The sequence below is a fragment of the Rossellomorea marisflavi genome (genome assembly GCF_001274775.1).
Lineage (GTDB): Bacteria > Bacillota > Bacilli > Bacillales > Bacillaceae_B > Rossellomorea > Rossellomorea marisflavi.
In genome coordinates, this window is sequence record NZ_LGUE01000008.1 from 12,376 (window position 1) to 36,408 (window position 24,033).

Below are 24,033 nucleotides of genomic sequence, written 5' to 3' on the forward strand. Positions count from 1 at the left end.
GGGAACAACAAAGGGGGACACATTCATGGTCACTGGGAATATGTTAATCGTCATCTTCATTCTTTCTTTAGCCGCACTCTTCTTCTTGATTCTGAAACTGAAGCTCGAGCCGTTTCTGGCCCTTATCGGTGTCGCACTCGCCACGGCCGTGGTCATCGGCATCCCGGTAACGGAAGCACCGAAGATCGTTACGACCGGATTCGGAAATACGCTGGCAGGAGTCGGGATCCTGATCGGACTCGGCGTCATCTTCGGTCAGTTCCTGGCAGCTTCAGGAGCCGTTGAAAAGATTGCCCAGGCGGTCCTTCGCGTCTTCGGCGTCAAGAAATCACCTGCCGGCCTTGCCTTGACCGGTACAGCCGTATCCATCCCGGTCTTCTTCGATGCCGCCTTCGTCATCCTGAGCGGGTTGATCAAGAGCCTATCGAAGAAAACGGGCATCTCCATCGTTTCATTCGTCACAGCACTCGGAGTCGGTTTGATCGTCTCCCACAGCATGATCGCACCGACACCAGGCCCGCTTGTGGTCGCAGAGAATACCGGTGCAGACCTTGGGCTCTTCATTCTGTACGGCATCATTTGCGCCATCCCTGCTACCCTTGTGGGAGGATATCTTTACGGGATGTTCATCGGAAAACGTGTCAAGCATGACGGAGAAATCGAGGAAGGCGTCATCGACCCTGTCGTGAAGCCGAAAAAAGAGATCAGCACGGGCCTCTCATTCTTCATGCTCGGTCTGCCGATCATCTTGATCCTGGCCAATACGATTTCACAGCTCGTCCTGCCTGAATCAGGCATCTCAACTTTCCTGAGTTTCGTAGGGGAAAAGAACGTGGCCCTCTTCATCTCGGTGATTGTAGGAGTCTTGGTATTAACACCTTACATTTCACAGCCTAAGAGTCAATTATATTCAGAAGCCATTAACTCCGCCGGGATCATTATCCTCATCACCGGTGCTGGTGGAGCGTTCGGTGCCGTCATCAATGAAAGCGGTATCGGGCAACACTTGATCGACACGATGCAAAATTGGAGCATTCCGGTTCTCCTTCTTGCCTTTATTTTCTCTCAGATCTTGCGGGCATCGCTCGGATCATCGACGGTGGCCCTTGTGACCACCTCCAGCATCATGGGGCCCCTAGCGGTGGATCTCGGTGTGACGCCGATCCTACTCGGGCTCGCCATATGTGCCGGGGCGGTCGGACTATCCATGCCGAATGACTCTGGATTCTGGGTAGTGAAGAACTTCGGGAAACTCACCATCCCGCAGACATTGCAGGCGTGGACGATCGGTGGATTCGTGGCTGGCGTCACGGCCCTCATCACCGTCTATATCCTGAGCCTATTCTCCGGAATACTACCGGGACTGTAATCAAAACGGCCCAACCTCAATGGTTGGGCCGTTTCTCTTTCATCCTGCCTCTTCCCCGTCTCTCTCCAGCAGCTTTACAAGAAAACGGAGATCCGTGGCCACATGATCATGCATGGCCCTTGCCGCTTTTTCCCCATCCCGGTTGGTGAGGTGTCGGGAAATCTCCATATGCTGATCAAGGATTTCCCGGCATCGCATACGGTCCTCCACATTCATCCGCCGGTAGAAAAACGTCAAGGCACGCATCTGTTCCAACTGATCATGGAGGCGTGTATTATGGCTTCCTATGATGATGGCGTCATGAAACTTACTATTCAACGATATTAATTGAACCGACGAATCCTCCCGATTCTCCTCATATACCTTTTGCGCGATCTGCACGCGCTCATGAGCCGTACGGATTTCCTCTTCCGACGCATGCTCGCAGGCAAGGGAGACGGCGAGGGACTCAAGGACCTGACGACACTGATAAATATCCTGCACATCTTTAATAGAAGGTTTATACACGCTCAATCCCTTTTTCGGGTCGAACAGAATCAACCCTTCCTGCTCCAATGTTTTCATCGCTTCCCTCACCGGACTTCGGCTTACGCCGAACTCCCTGGCAAGCTGTGCTTCGAACAGACGCTCTCCCGGTTCATAATGACCCGTCACGATCCTTTCCTTGATGGTCATATGAAGCTGTTCATGATAGGATAGGGGCTTCTCAATGGATGTCATCCGTGTCACCTCATCAACTGAATTGTTTAATGATTCATAATACTCATTATGTTAGAAAAATATTGACGCGTAAAGCCGGAAACTTGTACGATAGATACAATAGCTGTCGACAGTCGACAACATGTCTTTACACTCAATTATAATGTAAGCGTTTTACATTCACAAGAGGGGGGAAAGGTTATGAACGCTGTATCAATGTGGGACTCCCTGTGGAAAGCCCATGACAAGACAAAGCAATTATTATTATTCGCTATTCCAAGCAAGAAGGAACGGACGGTTCCTGGAAGGGACGATGCCTCCCAGCATTCCAATGAGCCGGGGAACCGGAGCTACAAAAGGGGGCAGATGATCGGTCTGATACTCGGACCCCTTCTATTCCTGCTTTCAGTCCTATTTGTTAATCCGAGTGACCTGAGCTTTGAAGGCCGCATGGTCCTCGCCGTCACCCTTTGGGTCGCCACGTGGTGGATCACGGAAGCGATCCCGATCCCGGCCACTTCCCTGTTGCCAATCATCCTGCTTCCCGTCCTGAATGCCGTTCCGATGGCGAACGTCACGGCAAGCTACGGAAATCCCATCGTCTTCCTATTCCTGGGCGGCTTCATGATTGCCCTTGCCATGGAAAAATGGGATCTTCATAAGCGGATCGCCTTGAACATCATTTCCGTAGTGGGAACGAGCACCTCCAATATCGTCCTCGGCTTCATGATCGCCACCGGATTCCTCTCGATGTGGGTATCCAATACGGCAGCGGTCATGATGATGATCCCGATCGGGACCGCCATCACCTACCAGGTGTCCCAGGCTCTTAAAGGCAGCAAGGAAGACCTATCTGCCGAAGAAGAGAAGTTTTCGAAGGTCCTGATCTTCGCCATCGGATATGCCGGTACCATCGGTGGACTCGGAACACTCATCGGTACACCACCGAACATCATCCTGGCTGGAATCGTGTCCGAGCTTTACGGAGTACAGATTTCATTCGGAGGATGGATGCTCTTCGCCGTGCCGGTCGTCATCGTTCTTCTGATCTCAACATGGTTATATTTGATCAAAGTGGCCCACCCAGTGAAAATCAAATCGATCCCTGGAGGCAAAGAACTGATCCAGAACGAAAAAGCGGCCCTGGGTCGTATGAGCTTTGAAGAAAAAGCCGTTAGCGCCGTATTCATTTTCGCTGCCTTTATGTGGGTATCCCAGTCCTTCCTATGGAAAGGGATCATCCCGAACATTGACGATACGATGGTCGCCATTACCGCAGGAGTCCTTTTATTCCTGATCCCCGCCAAACGAAAAGGCGGTCGCATCCTCGATTGGAACGTGGCCAAAGATATCCCGTGGGGAATCCTCCTTCTCTTCGGAGGCGGACTGGCCATCGCAGGTGGATTCAGTGCCACCGGTCTTGCAGAGTGGCTCGGTAATCAGCTGAAGGTCCTTGACGGAGTGAGCTTCATTGTCATGATCCTTGTAGTGACGACATTCGTCCTATTCCTGACAGAGATCACGTCCAATACGGCTACAGCAACCATGATCCTGCCGGTACTCGCTTCCCTTGCCATGGCGATCAACGTCCACCCATATGCGATCATGATCCCAGCTGCCATGGCAGCAAACTGTGCCTTCATGCTTCCGGTCGGAACACCACCGAACGCCATCATATTTGCAACAGGCAAGCTGAAGATCACGGAAATGGTGAAGAACGGATTCTGGATCAACATCTTCTGTATCATCCTGATCGTCGGAGCCGTTTATGCACTCGTACCACTCCTATGGGGAGTCGATCTTCATGTCTTCCCTGAAGCATTCAAATCATAAGAAAGAAGTGTGAATCCCATGAGGAAAATCGAACTTGCCGCTCTTCCGGGAGACGGGGTCGGAATCGAAGTCGTAGAATCTGCAAAGGACGTGCTGCACACGCTGGCCGATGCCCACGGGGGAGTGGAGTTTTCCTTCACCACCTTCCCTTGGAGCTGCGACTACTACGTTGAGCACGGCGAAATGATGCCGAAGGATGCCATGAACACCTTGAAGCAATTCGAGGCCCTATTCCTCGGTGCCGTCGGGAATCCCGCCCTAGTCCCTGATCATATATCCCTGTGGGGGATGCTCATCAAGATCCGCCGCGAGTTTGAGCTTTCCGTCAATGTCAGGCCGGCCAAGCGGATGAAGGGCATCGCCTCTCCACTGGCCAATCCAAAAGACTTTGATTTCGTCGTCGTCCGTGAAAACAGTGAAGGCGAGTACAGTGAAGTCGGCGGACGCATCCATCAGGGAGAAAACGAAGTGGCCATCCAAAATGCCGTCTTCACGCGAAGAGCGACGGAAAAGGTCTTGCGCTACGCGTTCCAGCTTGCTGAAAAGCGAAACAGCCGCCTCGTGAGTGCGACGAAATCCAACGGCATCGTCCACTCCATGCCATTCTGGGATGAAGTGACAAAGGCTGTTGCCACCGAGTACCCACATGTAAACGTACAGTCGAATCACATCGACGCCCTTGCCGCCTTCTTCGTCACGAAGCCGTCCGAGTTCGATGTCGTTGTCGCAAGCAATTTGTTCGGCGACATCCTCACCGATGTGGGCTCCGCCATCATGGGCAGCATCGGCATCGCCCCTTCGGCGAACATCAACCTCGAAGGCCGCTACCCATCCATGTTCGAGCCGGTCCACGGGTCGGCTCCCGATATCGCAGGCAAAGGTCTTGCCAATCCGATCGGTCAAATCTGGACGGCGAAGATGATGCTTGACCACTTCGGATACGATGAGCTTGGTCAAACTCTTCTAGATGCAATCGAGGACGTAACCGAGTCAGGTATCAAGACACGGGATATCGGCGGTACCTCGACGACAAAAGAAGTAACAGAAGCGATTAAATCAAGTATCCTTCAAGCAGCTCGAGTATAAAATAATTAACGCAGCATGAAAGCCCAAGGAGAACCTTCCTTGGGCTTTTTTAGATTCTCCACTCCAACTATTCACGAATAAAATCATGGCATCTATCCATAATAAAAACCATCTTGATCATACTGAGAGGAGCACATGTATTGAATAGAATATACCTATACGGATTCACCCTGTTCTTCAGTTTCCAGATGTTGATGGCCCCTGCCAATGTATACGCAAAACCGCAGGAATCATGCATAAGCCAATCAAAAGTTGAATTCGAAAACCAGTTTAGAAGACTATGGGTGGACCATGTATTGTGGACGAGTAACTATATAACCAGTGCGACCACTGCAGATGCGAAGGACCAAAAGCAAGTGCTGAACAGGCTTTTGAAGAACCAAGAAGATATCGGCAACTCCCTAAAACCACTTTACGGAGAAAAAGCGGGAAACGAGCTGACCACTTTGCTAAAAGAACATATTATTCTAGCCGGTAAGATTGTAGAAGCAGCTAAACAGAAAGATGAACCCCTTGTCGGTCAATTGACCAAAGAGTGGAACAGAAACGCCGATCAAATAGCTGACTTCTTGTCCAAGGCCAATCCTTATGTAAAGAATGATGAGCTGAAACAACTGCTTCGCACCCATCTTACATTAGTGACCAATGACTTAGTAGCAAGTCTTGAAAAGAACTGGGATGGGAGAATCGCTTCTATTGATGAAGGCGTCTCACATATTATTATGATGTCGGATGTCATTTCAAAAGCGGTCGAGCAACAGTTCCCTGATGCATTTAATTAATGAACGGCCCCCTGCCTTCCAGTAGCAGGGGGCCGCTCTTTTCTATCCCAGTTTGACTTTTTCTGCTTTGATCATTTCCCACCTGTAAAGGAAATCCCTTTGATGAAGTAACGGTTAAAGAAAGCATAGATCAAAAGAACAGGCAGGGTGAACACCATCGATGCGGCCATGATGTAGTTCCAGTAGCTGACATACTGACCCTTGAACGTATTCAAGCCCAGAGGAAGTGTGAACATCTCAATATCCGTCATCACGATCAGCGGTCTCATGAAATCATTCCAAGACCCCATGAATACAAAGATGGCCTGGGCCGCGAGAGCCGGTCTGGCAAGAGGAATGACGATTTTGAAGAAGGTCCCAAGCTTGCTCAGTCCGTCCATCTCGGCCGCTTCCTCCAACTCTTTCGGGAAGTTGATGAAGAACTGTCTCATCATGAAGATAAACGTCGCATTGATCATGGCCGGTACAATCATTCCCTGGTAGGAATTCAGCCACCCAAGCTCCTTCAAGATGAGATAATTGGGAATCATGGTTACCTGCGCAGGGATCATGAGGACAGCCAGAATCGTGATAAAAACGGCTTTTTTCCCTGGAAAACGAAGTCTCGCCAACGCATACCCTGCCATGGAATTGAATAGCAGATTCAGTGCCGTGCCGATAACCGCAATGAAAATACTATTGAACATCCACCTTGGAAAGAGCTCTTGCTCAATGAAGATCTGCCTGTAGTTATCCAAGGTGAACTGTTTCGGTATGAAGTTGATCGTACCTCCGACAATTTCCTGCAGTGTTTTAAAGGAGGACGATAGTGCCCATAGGAAGGGAACCAATGTTGTGATGGCGTAGAGGATCAAAATGGCATAGACAAGAATACGAACCGCTCCAAGCTTCTTTTTCACTTGTTCTTCCCCCCTTAGTAAAGTGATTCTTCTTTTGAAAATTTCCGTTGGATCAAGGTCGCTACAAGGATGACAATGGCCAGCATGAGGACCAGTGCAGCAGCATAACCCATTGTCCCTAGGTTCTTGAATGCATATTGATAGACTAATAGAACGACGGTGAGGGTCGAATTATCAGGGCCGCCTGATCCTCCCGAGAAGATGTAAGACTGGTCGAATAATTGAAACGTCCCGATCAATCCCATGATCGCCACGAAGGACGTCACAGGCCGAAGGTGCGGAACCGTGATCTTCATGAACTTCTGAATGGTGCTTGCCCCGTCCAGTTCCGCCGCTTCATAGAGAGAATCAGGGATATCCTGCAGGGCAGCCAGGTAGATGACCATGAAGAAAGGGGCCGTCGACCAAATATTCATGATCATGATGGCGTTGAGCGCAATGTCCGGATCTCCCAGGAAGTTATAGGTTGGAAGACCGATAGCATCCAGCATGTTATTGATCAGACCGTTCTTGTTATACATCCACATGAAGATGAGCGTCAGGACAGCCGAGGACGTCAACGTTGGCAGGAAGTAGACAATCCGGAAGAAGCTCTGCCCTTTCATACCGGCATTCAGTGTGGCTGCCAGGATCAGGGCCAGAATGGTCTGACATGGTACCACAATGACGACATATTTAAATGTATTCCATAACGCAATTTGGGCCCTCGTATCATCAAGGATGCGTGCGAAGTTATTGAAAGCGACGAAATCATAGCTCGCTCCCCCCAGAAGCTGTACCTTGTGGAAAGAAAGAAAAATGACATAAAAGATTGGACCTATGATGAAAAGTAGTAGGACAAATAATGCCGGCGACATGAACAAGTATCCTTGACCAGATTCTCGCAGTGCTCTTCTTGAGAATGGTTTCATACGTTTTTTTCACACTCCTTTTGCAACGAATGTGCACAACTTCTTTCCAACGAGCTTTGACCTCGGCAGAAAGAAGCTGTGCAGATCTTGTTGGAAAGAGGGAGGGGGCTTCCCCTCCTGTTCTTTCTCTCATCAGTTCGAATCAATTTCACTATTTGCTTGCTTTTGGGCTTCCTTCAGCGCATCGTCCAACGCCCGATCACCAAGGAATGCACTCAGGAACTGATTATTGAAGTTGTTTGTGATCGTCGGAAGATTGGTTCCTTCAGACCAGACCGTTGCATAGGAAGCTCCAGCCACAAGCGGCCCCCGAAGTTCATCTTGATCATACCCAAGCTTCTCTGCTACTGATTTACGCGTTGGCAGGGCGTACCCTTTACTCGTCCACGTCTCCATCCCCTCTTTTCCTGTCAGGTAGGATAGAAGTTTCCATGATGCTTTCTTCTTTTCAGATGCTGCATTCATGACGTATGCCACACTATACGCCATCGTCGATTTCTTCCCGTCGATGGTCGGCAGCTCAGCTGTACCGTACTCTACATCAGGAAAGGTATCCGCCAGGAACGGGATGGCCCAGTTCCCTTCGATCACCATTGCTGCTTTCTCCTGACCAAATACCTCACCGCCCCAGGTTGCACCGACCTCTTTCGGTTCCACAGCTGACTGATCTTCATTGTGCATATCGATGACCGGTTTCAATGCGTTCACTACATCATCAGATGCGAAGTTCGCCTTTCCATCGTTTACGACATCTCCACCAAGGGACTGGGCCACCCAGAATTGTCGGGCGAGCTCTGGAGCCACTCCAAAACCGTACTTCCCGTCTTTCGTCAGTGTCTTGGCAGCTTCCCGGAAATCATCCCACGTTTGCGGGACTTCAACCCCTGCTTCATCGAGCATTTTTTTGTTATAGAATAATGCGAGCGTCGAGTAGTCTTTCGGGAATCCATAAGTTTGATCATCCGAAATGAATGCTTCCAACAGAGGTTTCTCAAAGTCATCGACGTCGAATTCATCTGTCACGTATTCATCAAGCGGTTCGATGACACCCGTCTCGATCAAGGCCGGGGCTTCAAATGCATCAAGATAAAAGACATCCGGGCCCTCTCCCCCAATCAAACGCGTCTTGATGACATCCATATATTGTTCCGTGATGACTTCGAGCTTTACATCAATATCCGGATTCTTCTCTTCGAAGTCTGCAATGGTCTGCTTCAGCAGCTTCTCTTCAGTCGGGTTTCCACCCCATCCGGCAAGCGTCACCTGCGTTTTTTCCCCGTCTTTCCCTTCCGTGGAGGCTCCGTCCGAGCTGCACCCCGAAAGAACCCCTGCCATCAACATCGAAGCAACACCAAGTCCCGCCATCCATTTCCTTGATTTCATCATTCCAGTCCCCTTCCATTTTTTTATCATCTAAAGGAAGTGTCCTTCCCCGAGATCCGAATGAGATCAAACCATTTGTTCTGTTGAGCTGATCTGATAGCCTGTGGTATTCTTGAGCACTTCTAACCGGCAGCCGCCTTCCACCCTCTTGATGGAGACAGACAGTTTCCCTGTGCCGATGGAAAGATCATGCACTTCTAAACGATTCATGTTTTCAAGGAGTACAGGTGAAAGCCTGATTTCTCCTTTTAAACCATCAGGAAACAATCCCAATAGAGATTGTATGAACACAAGCGGCGTTCCGGCTGCCCAAGCCTGTGGAGAACAAGCCACGGGATATTTGACGACTTTCCCGCCGCTCCCATACCCACAGAACAGCTCCGGCAGACGGTCATACTCAAAGTGAGCCGCCGCAGAAACCAGTCCTTGAATCACTTGGTTCGCCTGTTGTTGGTATCCGCTTTTGCTCATCCCGAGGATCGATAGGCTGTTATCATGGGGCCATACACTTCCGTCATGATAACTCATGGGATTATAGCCGGCTTCACCCTCTGCCATCGTACGAATGCCATAACCTGAAAACATTTTTGGTGAGACGAGCATATCTGTGACAGCTTTAGCCCTCTCTTCATTCAACATGCCTGAGAATAGGACGTGACCAGGATTCGATGTGATGGTCCCTACCTGTTCCTTCCGGTCATCCAAAGCGATGGCATAATAGCGGACATCATCCATCCAAAAGGCTTCATCGAACCGCTGTCTGAGGGCCTCCGCCTGCCTGCGCAAACTCCGGGCTTCCTCACCCCGATTCATATGGTCAAAAATATCCGCCAGTCCGGTCTTCGCTTGATAGACATAGCCTTGTACTTCTGCAAGGGCAATCGGCGTCTTGGCGTATTCCCCGTCCCGATGGACAACGGAATCCCCGGAATCCTTCCATCCTTGATTGGCAATCCCCTTACTGGATTCCTGGTGATATTCCACGAACAGATCACCATCACGGTCTCCATAGGAATCTATCCACATTAAAGCGTTTTCAATTTCTTGTTCGAGTGTATGGACAAGTTCTACATCTTCCGTCCACTTCACATATTCCGTCAAGAGTATAAGGAATAACGGGGTAGCATCCACTGTTCCGTAGTATGGTGTAAAGGGAATTTGTCCTGTCGCAGCCAGCTCACCGAAGCGGATCTCATGCATGATCTTACCGGGCTGCTCATCCCTCCACGGATCCAGCTTGCTCCCTTGGTAGTGTGCCATTGTCAACAGGGTCCCCCTGGCGATGTCGGCATTGAAGGGAAGCGTTTGAAGGGCGGCAATCAGACTGTCGCGACCAAACGGTACCCCGAACCATGGAAGACCTGCCACTGGAAAGGCACCATGCCCTACATCCGTGAGAAGCACCCGCATGTCATTCAACCCCCGTTCGACAAGACGCTTCAAAGGAAGGCAGTCTGTCTCCACTTTTGCAACCCCATCATTCCAACGTTCATAAGAGGCTTCCAGCATTGCAAGGGCTGCTTCTTTCTCAACACGATTGATGTCATCCCGCCTACCGGTCACGGGTTGAACAGATAACGTCACTGAGTCGGATTCTCCATGATCCAATTCGAACCCGAAGGAAATGATTCCTTTATCGTCATTGTTAAGAGCCTGCTTATCCCATGTAATCACCGTACTTCGATTCAGTCCATCCGCTCCTTCATACGAAAAAGAAAGGGAATCTTCCTTGCGTACTTGACCCGTCTTTTGCCCAAGCTTCCCGTTCAGGAACCCCCGAACGACAAACATGTCGAGGAAGTCCGCATCAGCATGGATGCTGATTTCAAACGCCACACGCTTCGGGAAATAACTCTTCACCTTCACTTCTTCATACAGGACATCATCATAAATGAATCGGGTCCGCTGGATTTCAATGGATTCACGCCATAGAACCAGGCTCCCCTCCTGTTCCATATGAGGGTTCGTCAGCAAGATCGTAGATTTGTAATTTTGATCTGCTTCAGAGGATAGGAGAACAGGATCTTCTCCGTTAATCTTCAGGTCGAGCTTGCTCAAGAATCGGGTGTCCTTTGAATACAGGCCCAATCCATATGGATGATCCTCCGGTATATTTCCGTTTGTATCTGTCAGCAAAAACAGGTCATTTTCTTTTATCACGCGATAGTCCATAATGGTCCTCCTACTTCCTACCGAAACGTTTTGGTTTTTAACATGATGGAACCGAAACGTTTCGGATTTTAGCCTCACCGGAAGAGCGCCTTTTATTGAACAGACTCCCTAACGATGAGTTCGGTTTCCAATGTAATGATTTTTGCAGGTCCTTCTTCTTCCAGCATATCGATGAGGGCATTCGCCGCTTTGTAGCCAAGATCGAATTTGTCCTGGGCGATCGTTGTCAGTGGCGGTGAAGCGTAGCCTGCAAGCAGGATGTTATCATACCCGATAATGGACAATTGCCCTGGTATGGCAAGTCCAGATGATTTGGCACTCTTCATTACCCCAAGTGCCATCAGGTCGCTTGCACAAAAAATGGCCGTGATGTCGGGATGTTCATCCAAAAGTTTTGCCGCTTCCTCTTCTGCTTTGTCTTCAAGAAAATCGCCGTTTCGAACGTACTCTTCCCTAAAGTCAATCCCCGCTTCCCGCAGGGCATCACGGTATCCCTTCAACCTTTGCTGACTGACGTATGCCTGATCGTGGCCGTTCATGAAGGCAATCTTCTTGTGTCCTGATTGAATCAGATAGTCCACGGCCCGCTTCGCACCAAGGACGCTGTCTGTTGTCACATAGCCCACACTCTCCGAGGAGATGGGAATATCGATCAACATGCATGGAATATCACTCTCGACCACTTCCTTCAGATACGGATCATCGATTTTCATCCCTTGAAGAATGACACCATCGACCCTTCGCTCCCTGCAAAGCTGTGAATAGGTTTTCTCACGCTGCTTGGTTGTGGTCGTACTGAACAATACAAGGTCATAGTCCCTCTCTGAGATGCATTCATTGACACCCGAGAGGACTTCAAACGTAAAGTTATCCTTTGAATTCGCCCGATTCATCCCTGAAACCAGCATCCCGATGGTCTTGGTTTTTTTCATCACAAGGCCCCTGGCCAATGTATTGGGACTGTAATTCAGCTCTTTGGCAATCTCAGAAATCTTGCGTCTCGTCTTTTCATTCACATCAGAATAGCCATTCAGTGCGCGTGATACGGTCGTCACCGACACACCCGCTACTTTTGCAATATCTTTAATCGTTGTCAAAATCATTTCCTCCAAAACGTTTCGGATACCTTTGAAGTCATCTTACCTGATTGTGTTAGCGTTTGCAATATATTTTGAGTAATCTGATTTTTATTTGTTCGCCCAATTAAAAACTCCCCCTTATTGGTACAAGGGGGAGCGGTGTTACTTCACCGTTATATTGCTTGCCTTACTCGTATTCTTCGCTTTATCAGTCGCTGTCACTGATAGCTTCTTCCCTTTCTTCTGCTTCTTGATGTTCACGGAGTAGCTGCCTTTCTTATCCGCTTTCGCGGAACCGAGCTTCGTTTTCCCCACTTTCACTGTAACCGTGGAATTGCCTTCCGCCTTTCCCGTCACCTTAGTGGCTTTAGGGGAGACCGGATTAACGGATGGCGCTTTCGGAGGTGTGTTGTCTACCACGGTGACGGTTTTTCCCTTGCTCACATTTTTGGCTTTATCTGTTGCCGTAACCGTCAGTTTGGTGCCTGCCTTTTGCTTGGCAATCTTCACCGAATACGTGCCGGTCGTTGTAGCGACGGAACTGCCGAGCTTCTTGCTTCCTGCCTTGACCGTTACCGTCGAACCGGCTTCAGCTTTTCCTTTCACCACCGTGTCATGATCACCGACTTTATTCACAGTTGGAGCCTTTGGAGGGGTCCCGTCAAGTACAGTAGCGTGCGCCTCTTTCGTTACATCGTCCTCGAAGGTGACCACGACGGAGATCGCTGCACCGACTTTCTGTTTCGGGATGCTCACGGAAAAGGTGCCGTTGGTGGCTTTTCCTGTTCCAATCACTTCTTTCCCCCGCTTGATGCTCACTTTCCCAGACTCTGTAAGGGAGGTTTTCCCCTCTACCAGCGTCGAATGATCGTAGACCTTCTTCGATAGTGACGGCGCTTTGATGATTCTCTTCAGATCAAGGGCTCTTCTGGCATTGACGATCCCTTTGCCGAAATAGGCTTCATATTTCGGACCGTACCAGTCGGCCGTATTTGATAGCTTATTGATAACATCCTGCTTCGTATAATTGGGATGGGCTGCGAGTACGAGTGCTGCCGTCCCAGATACAACGGGGGCCGCCATCGAGGTCCCGTCCATATAGCCGTACATATTGTAGGGAATGGTTGAAAGGATGCTGACCCCGGGAGCGGACAGGTCCACCTTGCCGTAGTTGGAGAAGTCGGCATCCAAGGCCTGGTCATCTGTAGCCGCAATGGAAAGGACCGATTTGTAGGATGCCGGATAGTATGGATACTTCCTCGTATCCAGGGAATCATTTCCTGCCGCCGCGATGACGAGGATGCCCATTTGATCGGCTTTTTTCAGGACCTCTTCAAGAGCCGCGCTCTTCTCGTAGCTTCCAAGGCTCAAGTTGATGATGGATGCGTGCTGGTCGATGGCGTATTGGATGCCTTTGACCACATCGGACATATACCCTTCTTCCCCATCGAATACTTGAACGGGCATGATGCCCGTATTCTGGGCGACTCCGGCTCCACCGATCTTGTTGTTGCCTGCAGCTCCGATGATCCCTGCTACATGGGTCCCGTGATCACCAGGAGTGACATCCGCCGTTTCAGTCAGGACATTATAGGGTGCCGTAATATTCCGCTTCAGGTCGAGATGATCCACATCCACCCCGTTGTCCACGACGGCTACGACCACCTTCTTCGACCCCATTGTGCGGTCCCAAGCGCGCGGTGCTTCAATGGATTGAAGATGCCACTGATCCTTCAGGAGCTTATCATTGGTGGCAGAAGACAGAGTCACGATGGAATCCTTTTCTGCATACGCCACATCTCGCCGATCTTCAAGATCCTCTACGAAAGCGCTCGTATCCATGCCTTCCGGTACTTCCAGCGTCACGATCGGCTGCGGCTGATCGTCAGAGACCGCTGCCAACCCATAGCCCTTAAGCTCGCCTGCAGCATGAGGGGATTTCAGCTTTACGATCACCCGGTCCGGCGTGTCGCCGTTCGAAGCTCCGGCATTTCCCGGCCATCCAAATGCGATGCTTCCTGCCATCAGTACAGAAATCAGGATCCTCTTCATGACCACTCCTCGTTTCCTCATAAGATATTAAATTGTATGTTCATCTTATTTTCGTCCTTCCATGCCTTTTATCCTTTATTTCCACTAAAAGATTGCGGGTCTGAAAGATTCGTTACTCCCTACCTTGTCCACTGCTGTACAATGGAAACAACAGGAAGTCAGTTCAAGATGAAAGGAGCCTCTACTATGACGAGCGCTAATCATCAATCCCCCATCATCATCGTGGCACTCATCACCGCTCTCAGCCTCCTCGGCGATTCCATGCTCTATATCGTCCTCCCCATCTACTGGAAAAAAGCAGGACTTGATTCGATTTGGCAGGTCGGTCTTCTGCTCTCCGTCAACCGGTTCATCCGCCTTCCCTTCAACCCCATTGTCGGATGGCTGTACCAGCGGATCACCTTGAGGACGGGGCTCATGATCGCCGTCATACTAGGGACGGTGACCACGATCGGGTACGGACTCGCCCAAGGGTTCATCGCCTGGCTCATCCTTCGTGCCCTTTGGGGGATTGCCTGGTCCTTCTTCCGGATCGGTGGCCTATCCACCGTCGTCTTTTATTCAAAAGATCAGAGCAGGGGCCAATCCATGGGTCTTTACAACGGACTTCACCGTACGGGGAGCCTTGCCGGGATGCTTCTTGGGGGACTGCTCGTCCCTTTCATAGGGTTACAGCCCGTCGCCATCGGATTCGGCTGCATCACACTCATTGGCCTCCCCCTCATCCTTTTCGCGCTGAAATCCGGAGCCAGTGGAGAGTCCGATCACTCTAGCCGAACACCCAGGGTCTCCTTCTCCCGTCACACCCTTTTGATTATAATTAGCGGCTTCATTGTCACCATGCTGTTCCAAGGCGTTTTCGCCTCTACCATCAGTTCTCTCCTTGAACATCTATACGGGGTGGAAATCACTATTTTCGGCCTTCTTCTTAGCGTCGCTTTTTACTCAGGACTGCTCCAATCCTTGCGCTGGATCTGGGAGCCGTATCTTGCCAGTCGCTTCGGGCACTGGTCCGATGGCCGTTCGGGAAGACTTCCGATCCTTATCGTTTCCCTTGCCGGTACTGCCCTCATCTTCGGACTGATGTCTGTGCCTATGTCGATCGGCTTGTGGACCGTCCTTGCCATCGCTGCCATGGTAGGTGCCACCGCCCTTACCACCCTGACCGACGCCCTGGCTTCAGATGCGGCCAAGAACTCCAATGTCGTTTCATTCCTCACGCTCTATTCCATTTGTCAGGATGTCGGGGCCGCTTTCGGACCGTTTCTTGGGTACTTATTGATTGGACTGCACTACGGTTTCTCTGCTCTTTACTGGGGTGGGTCTTTGATTTTTGCTGTTCTTACCGTTATCTGGCTCATCATTTATAGGAGGCAACAGAGGGTTGGTGCGATGAACAGCAGAGGAATGGAGCTTTAGTTCATGATAAAGAAGGTTGAATTTTTAACAAGACCGTTCCTTTGCGCTTCAGGTGCTTGCTTTCCGCGGGGAGCATGTCGAGCCTCCTCGTGCCTGCGGGGTCTCGATCATCCTCCTTTTCCGCAGGAGTCAAGCACCTTCCGCTTCAATCCACTCTGCGTTTTTATCAATGTACGGATGCAAGAGGATCGAACCATCCCTTCTTTACAAACCTGCTACAAAAAAAGAGAATACTAGATGGCCACATCACCCATTTTATGAACCCAATTCATCGCCAAGACCTCAACACCATCCATCTTGAAACCAACCCAATAACTGAATCGTAAATAAGGAAAAGCATCCAGCGAAAGGAGCACCCTAGTGAAAAAGATCATCCGCTTCCTCACCTTCAACGGCGTCTTCTTCATCCCGGCCATCATCCTGAGTGTCATGCTCTGGAACGGATACAACGACTCTATCTCAGAAGGGAAACTGAAACAGGAGGACATCGACCGGCTCTACACATTTGATGAAGGAAACCGTGTCATCGGCATTACATTTGACCATGTACCAATGACACAAATGACTGCCAGCATGTATGATACGAAAACCAAGCAAAAACTCAGGTCCTGGACTTCCGGAAGCTACTCTTTCGATGAAATGTCGGCGACAATTCAAGGAAAACAGCTTCTTCTCGCATCCAAAAGCCCTGCGGAAGAGCTTGAGATCTACAATTATTTTCCCGATGATGACCGAAAAGAAATGGTCAAAAAAAGACTCACTATCCCTTCTTTCCTGGACTCGAATACATATCAGTGGAATGGTCGGATAATCTTCTCAGGCGGAAGCGAAGAGACCGCCCTTATACTCGGGGAGCTGAAAGATGGAAAATTCCTTCTTCACAATCTGAATGAGGAAGACCTCCCGGCAAGACCCGCCAGGATTGAACCTGTTATGAATACTTTTAATGGCCAGACCCGCATCCCGATCTTTGAAGTGACGCTTAAAAATGATCAAAAGGCCTTTGTCAGCGCCATATCAGACGACAAAGATCACCTCAGTGTCTACGTTGCCAACGAAGAGGACCAGTTTTCCATCATGGGAGATGCGATCGAGAAACAAATGCGCCAAGATATCGGTAAAGAGCAGGAAATGGCCGTGGATGTAGAGCGCGAATACCCCAAGAGGGCCCGATTGGTGAATGCTGACGGTGAACTTGGAGAAATCGTGCCGACACCTGAGGCAGTTTACCAAGCGAACGTGTACCAGCTGAACAACGAGGAAGTGCTGATCGCAGGATCCACCGAAGAGGACGATGCGAAAGGAAAACCGACCGGGTTCATATACAACCACAACACAGGCAAAGCCACCTCTGTAGATCCCATTTTTAACTCATTATCCTTTAAGTCTTTTGAAGACAGCGGACTTTCGTTCCATAAAAACCTGGAGAGTACCTCCCTTTACTATGCATACAACAACCAATCAACAGGTGTATACGATATGGATTCAAAGAAAATGAATGAATGGACGGCGGCAGATATGGTTGCTATGGAAAACGCCGATCCTTCCCATGAAAAATCGTTCGATTCCTTCAAAGGCTATGTACTCGAAGGAGGGGCACTCGTGCTGAACTGGGTGATCTGGATTGCCATCCCGCTCCTGCTTCTTGCCGTCGTATTCATTCTTCCTCCTATTCTCAGGGTCATCAGAAGGAAGACGCTTTCAGAAGGTGAAACCCTGACCGCTGAGATCGTAACAATAGAAGAGACGGGCAGCTATCTGAACGAGCAGCCGGTTGTGAGAATTCTACTCAGATTCCTGCATGAAGGGAAGCGGATTGAGAAGACGGTCAAAACCGTCGTTTCCTATGTTCAGATGCCACGTCCGGGTCAGCAGATCCTGATCCACTATCACCCGAAAAAACAAAAGGTGACGCTGCTTAAAGAAGGGGATGAGATCAGGAAGATCCAACCGGAGACGATCAACGGGGCCGTGTTGAAGAAAGTGGAGTCCTACGGGATGGTCGGACGGGGACATGTCGTCCTGCTCACATTTGAAGACAATCGGGAAAGCTATCCCATCCCTGCCGTCCAGGCTCCCGGATTTGCGTTTAAAGAGGGAGAAAAAGCCGATTTGATGCGAATTAACGGGCAACTGAAGATGGTTGCCTACGGTGACGAAATCAGGAACCGATCCGGAAAAGATGTCACCGTCACGGGGACCGTCCTCCGTGCCCAGACGTTCCCGATCGCCCTGCATGATCAGACGCCGGTCCTCCTGGATCTGACGATATCCTCCAGTGGAAAATCCGTTCAAAGGACCGTGAGTCAGTTCATCCCGAGTCATATGACGGTCGAACCTGGCACCACCATCCAGATTCAAACCAAACAAGAAGACCTGGATAAAGAGCTTGCCCTCGCAAACGAAAAACAAGGAAGCGCCACGATCACCAGCGTGTCCTTTATCGGCGTGGTAGGAAACCTTCCTCTCGCCACCATTCACGCTGATCGAAACGGCATACAGTATGAAATCAAGCAGACGATCGACCCGATCACGGGTGTGATGCCAGGCGATGAATGCTGGATTGCCTATAACGAAAGGACGTATCAAGCACTCATCATCAAGTATGCGTCCATATAAAAAAAGCGTTCCTCTTCTGGAGGAGCGCTTTTCACCTTTATGCACGTGTTTCAAACTTGCGGAGGACCCTGTCATAGATAAAGTTCCCGAACGGAATGAAGGCGACCAACACCCCTGCAACGGACCATTTCAGATGCCAGCGCACTTTGAACGTCACGTAAGCGAGGATTAACAGATAGATCACGAACAAACCACCATGAAGTGAGCCGACAATCGTGACGGCCATGGGGATATCCGCCATATATTTAAGCGGCATGGCGATCAAAAGCAGAATCAAAAGTGACATTCCTTCAACAAAACCGGCCTGACGAAGCCGACCAATACTCGTTGTATGCTGCATACTCAAACCTCCCTGAGCTAAAGCTTGTTTTCCTCCTTCTAATATAAACGAAAGAAGTGAGGTACATGCCTGAATCGGTCAAAGATTCGAAATTTGTTCATGATTAAGGAATGAAGTCCCTTGTCCTTATTGAAGCAAAAAAAGCAGCAACGCCTGGTAGCTCCACCAAAACGATCCGCAAGCCTGTCAAATATTCAACATGGGTCCTTTGTAAGAGAGTAGGACAATCCCAAAACGTGTTATAATAGAGGTACACAACATATATGGGGGCAGCGGCTCACCCACTCCTGATTTCATTCGGAAGGGGGGTGATACGCTTATGATAGCAATAGGTGATGTGCTTCATCTGATGATTGCGTTTGGTTCGCTTATTGTGGCGATTATCGCGGTTACAAACGAAAAAAAGAAGTAACCATCGTCCCCATGGCCTTGAGGAAAATCAATGATTACTTCACTTTCGATTGACTCTTGTGAGCCGCTGCATTCATGCAGGTTATGTTGTGAAGGAGTCCCGATGGCAGTCGGGGCTCCTTGTTTTATTTTGGTTTCGTACTTCTATTATATACGCTAAGCCTGGATTTAGTAAAGAAATTACACAACATCAGCCGAATGAGACAAGCTTTTTCGCTTCATTTCTTCCCTCTTCTGTCACCGTGCATCCACGAGCCCCTTTATGGATGGTGATCCAGCCCCGCTCCTTGAGCTCTTGAATGATTGATTTCACTTTGGATTCTCCGATCGACATGCCCTTTTGCCGGAGCTGGTCGACCATTTTTCGCCGTCCTATACCATATGTATGATAAATCGTGAGCAGCACCTGCTCTTCTTCGGAAAGGGCAGATGATGAAAATCCCCGGCCCTCTGCCTCCCTGATCAAATATGGAGGGAGATCAGGAAGCTCAATTCGATCACCAGGGGGTCTGATATTGATGACGTACTCCACTACATTAGTCAGCTCCCGGATATTTCCCGGCCAGGGGTGCTGAACAAGGAACTGAAGGGCTTCCTCTGTAAACACCTCGTGCAGATGATAATGTTCTTCCTCTGAATAAACATTCAGATAGCTCAGCAATAATGAGGTGATGTCTTCCCTCCTCTGCCTCAAAGGGTGCGTCTGCAGGGGAAGGACGTTCAAGCGGTAATAAAGATCCTCCCGAAAACTCCCCTCCGCCACTCTTTCCTCCAGATTGATATTCGTGGCCGCAATGACCCGGACGTCGATCGGTACAAGTTCTGTTCCTCCGACTCTCCTCACGACCCCTTCCTGAAGGACGCGAAGCAGCTTCACTTGGAGGGACAACGGTGCATCGCCGATTTCGTCCATGAAGATGGTCCCCCCATGGGCTTCCTCGAACAATCCATGTTTCCCTCCTTTTTTCGCACCCGTGTAGGCCCCTTCCACATAACCGAATAACTCGCTCTCGAGGATCGACGGTGAAAGGGCAGCGAAATTCACCGGCACGAACGCCTGCCCCGCCCGTCCCGAACCGTTATGGATCGCTTGGGCCAGCAGCTCCTTCCCTGTCCCGCTTTCTCCCTGAATCAGGATGGTGGAGTTGCTCTTGGCCATTCGCTTCGCCATGTCGATCATCCGAGTGACCTCAGGATTCTTCGATGACAGTTCGTCGAATACGTGTCGCGGAATGAACCTGTGATGCTGGATCTTAGACCTGAGGGCCGTATCCAGGCGCCTGAAGCTATCATAATTCCGACATTCCACCAAATAGCAGATGACTCCCTCCTGATTTTCAACCCGGTCGACGGAGACAATGAACAAATTGCCGCCGATCTCGACGATTTCTTCCTCCCCCAGCTGATCAAGAGGCGTTTCTTCACCCATCAAGTCCGAAATCTTCTCCCCGTCGAAGATCCACTTCATTTTTTCGTTGGCGTAGGTAATGGTTCCATACGGATCACAGAACATCAGGGCTTTGGAGTATTTATCAAAGATTGTCGTCAGCAACAGGTTGGAGCGGTCCAGCTTACGGTTGAGGGTGGAAAGGTAGCGCGTGAGATGAACAATCTCACTGACGAACTCCGAAGAAGCCAGGGCTCCTGCGTCTTCCAGGATCTCAAGCTGGGCCATGACCTCCGTAATGGTGGTGATATCCACTTGCCGATGACCGATGTTGATGACCTGCTTGACTCCTTCAGGAACAAGATGAGGTTCACCTGGTGTAATGGAGACATCGCAAGGTCGATATTCCTTGATTCCCGGGTAATACGGATGGAAGTTGAACGAGTGGAATCCCTGGCTCTTCAGTTGTGCGATCGATTCGATGCAGCTTTCCTCCGTATCGTTCACAAGAAGGATATCGGTCGTCTCCTGAAGGGAAAAGACGGGTTCAATGCACTCATAGCTCATGGTCCTCCTTGCCACGATGAGCTTTTGTCCGGAAGAAAGGTTGTGTGATATCATCCTGCCGACCAGGTCGCTTGTCACCAGGATGAGGGGACAGGACCGGTCTGGCTCCATCCCCTTCTCCAGTGCAAACCCCTTTACCTGTACCCGATCGCCCAGGTAGCGGTTCAACTGTTCCATCATGCTGTTCAATGTATTCTCCCCAAGGGAGACCACCGCTAATTCCTTCATCCATTACACTCCTTCTTTACTCAAACACACCACGCTTCACCACGTCATACCCTTCTACAAATACCTCACCATTTATAAAGACGTCGCGTACGGCCAACGCATCATCAAAGAGGATGAAGTCAGCAGCTCCTCCCTCCACGAGCATCCCCCGCCCATGCTCAAGTCCAAGTCCTTTTGCAGGGTTGGCGGTGAAAGGCTTGATGGCCTCCTCCAATGAGAGCCCTTCTTCTGTGACGAGCTGTTGCAGGGCGACAAGATTCGGTTCGACTCCGGCCACTTTCAGTCCGATCAGCTGACCGTTTTCATCAAAGGTCGGCAGGCTCCCATTCGCATCGGAGCTGATCGTGATCGCATCGATTGAAACGCCTTTATCGAGGAGGTAGGTGACGCCTTGTGCAGGAGAAAGACTCCCGGCTGCCGTCTTTGTCTGGATATTCGACGTCAGGTCGATCAGCCCGCCCCGATTTGCAAATTCAACCGACGCATCGAGGAGCTCGCTTGTACGGTTGATATGGGTCGGACTGAACAGGGAGATCGGTAAATCCGTCGACTCCAGTACGTCGTAAATCTGTTGGTACCGCCCTTTTCCCGATCCCATATGAAGGTGGATGAATCCTTTTTTCTTGGATAGCATCGATGCCACCCGTACATAGGAGGCGAGCCGTCTCAGTTCCTCGGTGGTCACGTAGGAGGCGCGGTGGTCTTCGATGGCCAGCTTCAACCCAAGTACTTCACTGAAGAACATGATGTCTTCCCGGATATCACCGGTGATCGAGTTCGGCGGATAGCCGTAGCCCCCCGTCAGCATGAAGGCGTTCATTCCCTCTTCCCGAAGTGACTTCACTTTGGACAGCAGACTTTTCGTGCTCCTACCCACGTCGTTGGTCCCCAACAGCCCCACCACGGATGTGATACCGTTCTTCACAAGGGAACTGAGTCGGACCTCCGGCGTGCTGGATGAAAATCCGCCTTCGCCACCCCCTCCGGTCAGATGGACATGCCTGTCAACCATCCCGGGGATCATATGCATCCCGTTTGCTTCAATCACAGTATGATCAAGGGAGCCGAGGCTCAGGTCCGTGCCGATCTCGATGATCTTACCGCCCCCGACCAATACATCCCGCACTCCGGCGAATTGTGGTGTATATACGTTTGCTTGTTTAATCAATTTTAACATGAGTGATTTCCTTTCTGTCGTTGAACTTTAGATCGCTGATTTCTTAGGGTCTTCCAATGTCACAGGCTCGGTCTTTGCAATTCCGAACCCCGTATATCCATAGATGATGGCGAACACAAAGCCCATGTAACACATCACGGCCCAAGGAAGATAGTCGAGAACGGGTACCCCGAGCGTACTGGACATGTAGACGCCTGCCAGTGACCACGGAACGATTGGAACAATGACCGTTCCGGAATCCTCCAATGTACGGGATAGGTTCTTGGCATCCAGTCCCCTCTCCGCATAGACTTTACGGAACAGCTCTCCAGGAATGAGGATGGACAGATAGGAGCTCCCGGTTGTCACCGCCATCGTGATACACGAGAGGACGGTAGCGAGGATGAGACTGCCAGTGGACTTCGCCTTTTGATTGATCTTCTCGAGAACCACCTCCAATGATCCTGTTTTACTCAGGATTCCAGCGAACGAGAAGGCACAAAAGGCAATCAGCGTCGTGCCCATCATGGAGCTCATGCCCCCTCTATTCAGAAGGTTGGCCACTTCAGGTGAAATCCCTTCAGATCCCGAAAGCATATCGACATTGAACCCTGATACGGATGAGAGCAGGGCGTTTTCAAGGCTTGCTCCCTGGATGCCCACCCCCAGGATGATGGCGACAATCGAGGATCCAAGCATGACCGGTATGGTGGGGTATTTCATGATCGATCCAAGCAGGACGATGATGATGGGAATGACCAAAAGGATATTCCACCCGAACATGGACGTGAGGGCCGACATCATAGCCTCCAGCTTGGCAGGGTCACCGGCACCTTCTGTCATGGCGGATTTACCGACGAACAGATAGATCACCATTCCCACCAATGCAGCCGGGATGGTCGTGTACAGCATATGACGGATATGATCATACAGATTGCTCCCTGCGGCAGCAGGAGCGAGATTCGTCGTATCAGAAAGTGGGGAGATCTTGTCTCCGAAGTATCCACCTGCCACAATGGCCCCTGCTGTAACCGGGAGGGACACTCCCTGCACCATGGCAATCCCGATGACCGCCACTCCGATGGTCCCTACCGATCCCCAGGATGTACCGGTAAAGGTCGAGACCACGGCCGTTACCAGGAAGGCCGTGATGATCAGGTAATCAGGATTGATGAAGCGGATTCCGTAGTAGATCATCATCGGGATCGTCCCTGAAATCATCCATGTGCCGATCAGGATCCCGACCGTGATCAGAATGAGGATGGCCGGCATGGATTTAGCCACTTTTTCAACGATCCCCTCCTGCATCTCCTCCCACGATAGCCCTAGAGCTAGCCCGATCACCCCTGCGATGATTGTGGCTGATATCAACAGCGGCTCTGCTTTAAAATGGAAGACCCCATATCCGACACCCAAAAGCACGAGCATAGAGACAATTGGCAGCAGTGCAAGTAACAAACCTGGTTTCTTTGTCATCTTTCATTCCCCCTCTTCTTTATTCTTTTCATAAGCAAGAACCGTGCCAACTTTTAATTTTACTGATTTATCTGAATTATAAGGGAAAATAAATTCTTCATACGCCTTTCAAATGGGGTCAAAACGGGGTGAATGGGGTGATCTAACCCATTTATGCTGTACTAT

General features: G+C 50.2%; 18 protein-coding genes. 7 read left to right on the forward strand and 11 right to left on the reverse strand.

All coding sequences use genetic code 11. The features are described 5' to 3' along the window. The first annotated feature begins 25 nt into the window (after positions 1 to 25). Positions 26 to 1,369: a GntP family permease gene (locus AF331_RS18345; protein ID WP_053429481.1), complete on the forward strand. Its 1,344-nt coding sequence runs from the start codon at positions 26 to 28 to the stop codon at positions 1,367 to 1,369. 39 nt (positions 1,370 to 1,408) lie between these two features. On the opposite strand, the gene AF331_RS18350 is transcribed toward AF331_RS18345, so the two are convergent. Continuing rightward, a complete protein-coding gene (locus AF331_RS18350) occupies positions 1,409 to 2,089 on the reverse strand; it encodes a GntR family transcriptional regulator (protein WP_053429482.1) in 681 nt (226 codons plus the stop codon). A gap of 180 nt (positions 2,090 to 2,269) precedes the next feature. Here AF331_RS18350 and AF331_RS18355 point away from each other — a divergent pair, with 180 nt between their 5' ends. From AF331_RS18355 to AF331_RS18365, 3 genes are all read left to right on the forward strand, one after another. Beyond that, a complete protein-coding gene (locus AF331_RS18355) occupies positions 2,270 to 3,901 on the forward strand; it encodes an SLC13 family permease (RefSeq protein WP_053429483.1) in 1,632 nt (543 codons plus the stop codon). Between the two features lie 18 nt (positions 3,902 to 3,919). After that, complete coding sequence (locus AF331_RS18360) at positions 3,920 to 4,987, forward strand: tartrate dehydrogenase (RefSeq protein WP_053429484.1); 1,068 nt, start codon at positions 3,920 to 3,922, stop codon at positions 4,985 to 4,987. A 284-nt stretch (positions 4,988 to 5,271) separates the two neighbouring features. Continuing rightward, the gene (locus tag AF331_RS18365; protein ID WP_235576437.1) at positions 5,272 to 5,769 is read left to right on the forward strand and encodes a glycosyltransferase; all 498 of its coding nucleotides are present in this window, start codon (positions 5,272 to 5,274) and stop codon (positions 5,767 to 5,769) included. A gap of 71 nt (positions 5,770 to 5,840) precedes the next feature. Here AF331_RS18365 and AF331_RS18370 read toward each other — a convergent pair whose 3' ends face one another. From AF331_RS18370 to AF331_RS18395, 6 genes are all read right to left on the reverse strand, one after another. Next, positions 5,841 to 6,668: a carbohydrate ABC transporter permease gene (locus tag AF331_RS18370; RefSeq protein WP_053429485.1), complete on the reverse strand. Its 828-nt coding sequence runs from the start codon at positions 6,666 to 6,668 to the stop codon at positions 5,841 to 5,843. Positions 6,669 to 6,682: 14 nt separating this feature from the next. Continuing rightward, positions 6,683 to 7,579, reverse strand: coding sequence for a carbohydrate ABC transporter permease (locus AF331_RS18375; RefSeq protein WP_053429486.1), 897 nt, complete (start codon positions 7,577 to 7,579; stop codon positions 6,683 to 6,685). A gap of 132 nt (positions 7,580 to 7,711) precedes the next feature. Continuing rightward, positions 7,712 to 8,962: an ABC transporter substrate-binding protein gene (locus AF331_RS18380; protein ID WP_053429487.1), complete on the reverse strand. Its 1,251-nt coding sequence runs from the start codon at positions 8,960 to 8,962 to the stop codon at positions 7,712 to 7,714. A 66-nt stretch (positions 8,963 to 9,028) separates the two neighbouring features. Further along, on the reverse strand, positions 9,029 to 11,134 hold the full coding sequence (locus AF331_RS18385; RefSeq protein WP_053429488.1) for an amylo-alpha-1,6-glucosidase: 2,106 nt from the start codon (positions 11,132 to 11,134) through the stop codon (positions 9,029 to 9,031). A gap of 92 nt (positions 11,135 to 11,226) precedes the next feature. Next, positions 11,227 to 12,231 (reverse strand): LacI family DNA-binding transcriptional regulator, encoded by a 1,005-nt coding sequence (locus tag AF331_RS18390; protein ID WP_053429489.1) that lies wholly within the window; start codon positions 12,229 to 12,231, stop codon positions 11,227 to 11,229. A 144-nt stretch (positions 12,232 to 12,375) separates the two neighbouring features. Further along, a complete protein-coding gene (locus tag AF331_RS18395; protein ID WP_082347048.1) occupies positions 12,376 to 14,286 on the reverse strand; it encodes a S8 family serine peptidase in 1,911 nt (636 codons plus the stop codon). A gap of 120 nt (positions 14,287 to 14,406) precedes the next feature. Between AF331_RS18395 and AF331_RS18400 the strand changes: the two genes are divergently transcribed. Both AF331_RS18400 and AF331_RS18405 read left to right on the forward strand, forming a co-directional pair. Further along, entirely contained in the window at positions 14,407 to 15,684 is a 1,278-nt protein-coding gene (locus tag AF331_RS18400; protein WP_235576438.1) for an MFS transporter, read from the forward strand. A gap of 360 nt (positions 15,685 to 16,044) precedes the next feature. Beyond that, positions 16,045 to 18,303, forward strand: a complete 2,259-nt coding sequence (locus AF331_RS18405; protein WP_053429492.1) for a hypothetical protein — start codon at positions 16,045 to 16,047, stop codon at positions 18,301 to 18,303. Between the two features lie 37 nt (positions 18,304 to 18,340). Here AF331_RS18405 and AF331_RS18410 read toward each other — a convergent pair whose 3' ends face one another. After that, a complete protein-coding gene (locus AF331_RS18410) occupies positions 18,341 to 18,643 on the reverse strand; it encodes a DUF3817 domain-containing protein (RefSeq protein ID WP_048006498.1) in 303 nt (100 codons plus the stop codon). Positions 18,644 to 18,962: 319 nt separating this feature from the next. On the opposite strand from AF331_RS18410, the gene AF331_RS22960 reads away from it, so the two are divergent. Then, positions 18,963 to 19,055, forward strand: a complete 93-nt coding sequence (locus AF331_RS22960) for a putative holin-like toxin (protein WP_220096603.1) — start codon at positions 18,963 to 18,965, stop codon at positions 19,053 to 19,055. A 189-nt stretch (positions 19,056 to 19,244) separates the two neighbouring features. On the opposite strand, the gene AF331_RS18415 is transcribed toward AF331_RS22960, so the two are convergent. The 3 genes from AF331_RS18415 to nhaC are packed head-to-tail and all read right to left on the reverse strand — an operon-like array spanning position 19,245 to position 23,868. Beyond that, positions 19,245 to 21,236, reverse strand: a complete 1,992-nt coding sequence (locus AF331_RS18415) for a sigma 54-interacting transcriptional regulator (RefSeq protein ID WP_053429493.1) — start codon at positions 21,234 to 21,236, stop codon at positions 19,245 to 19,247. 16 nt (positions 21,237 to 21,252) lie between these two features. Then, positions 21,253 to 22,413 carry a beta-aspartyl-peptidase gene (gene iadA, locus AF331_RS18420; RefSeq protein WP_053429494.1) on the reverse strand — a complete coding sequence of 387 codons (1,161 nt, stop codon included), beginning with the start codon at positions 22,411 to 22,413 and terminating at the stop codon, positions 21,253 to 21,255. Between the two features lie 27 nt (positions 22,414 to 22,440). Continuing rightward, positions 22,441 to 23,868, reverse strand: a complete 1,428-nt coding sequence (nhaC, locus tag AF331_RS18425) for a Na+/H+ antiporter NhaC (protein WP_053429495.1) — start codon at positions 23,866 to 23,868, stop codon at positions 22,441 to 22,443. Between the last annotated feature and the right edge of the window lie 165 nt (positions 23,869 to 24,033).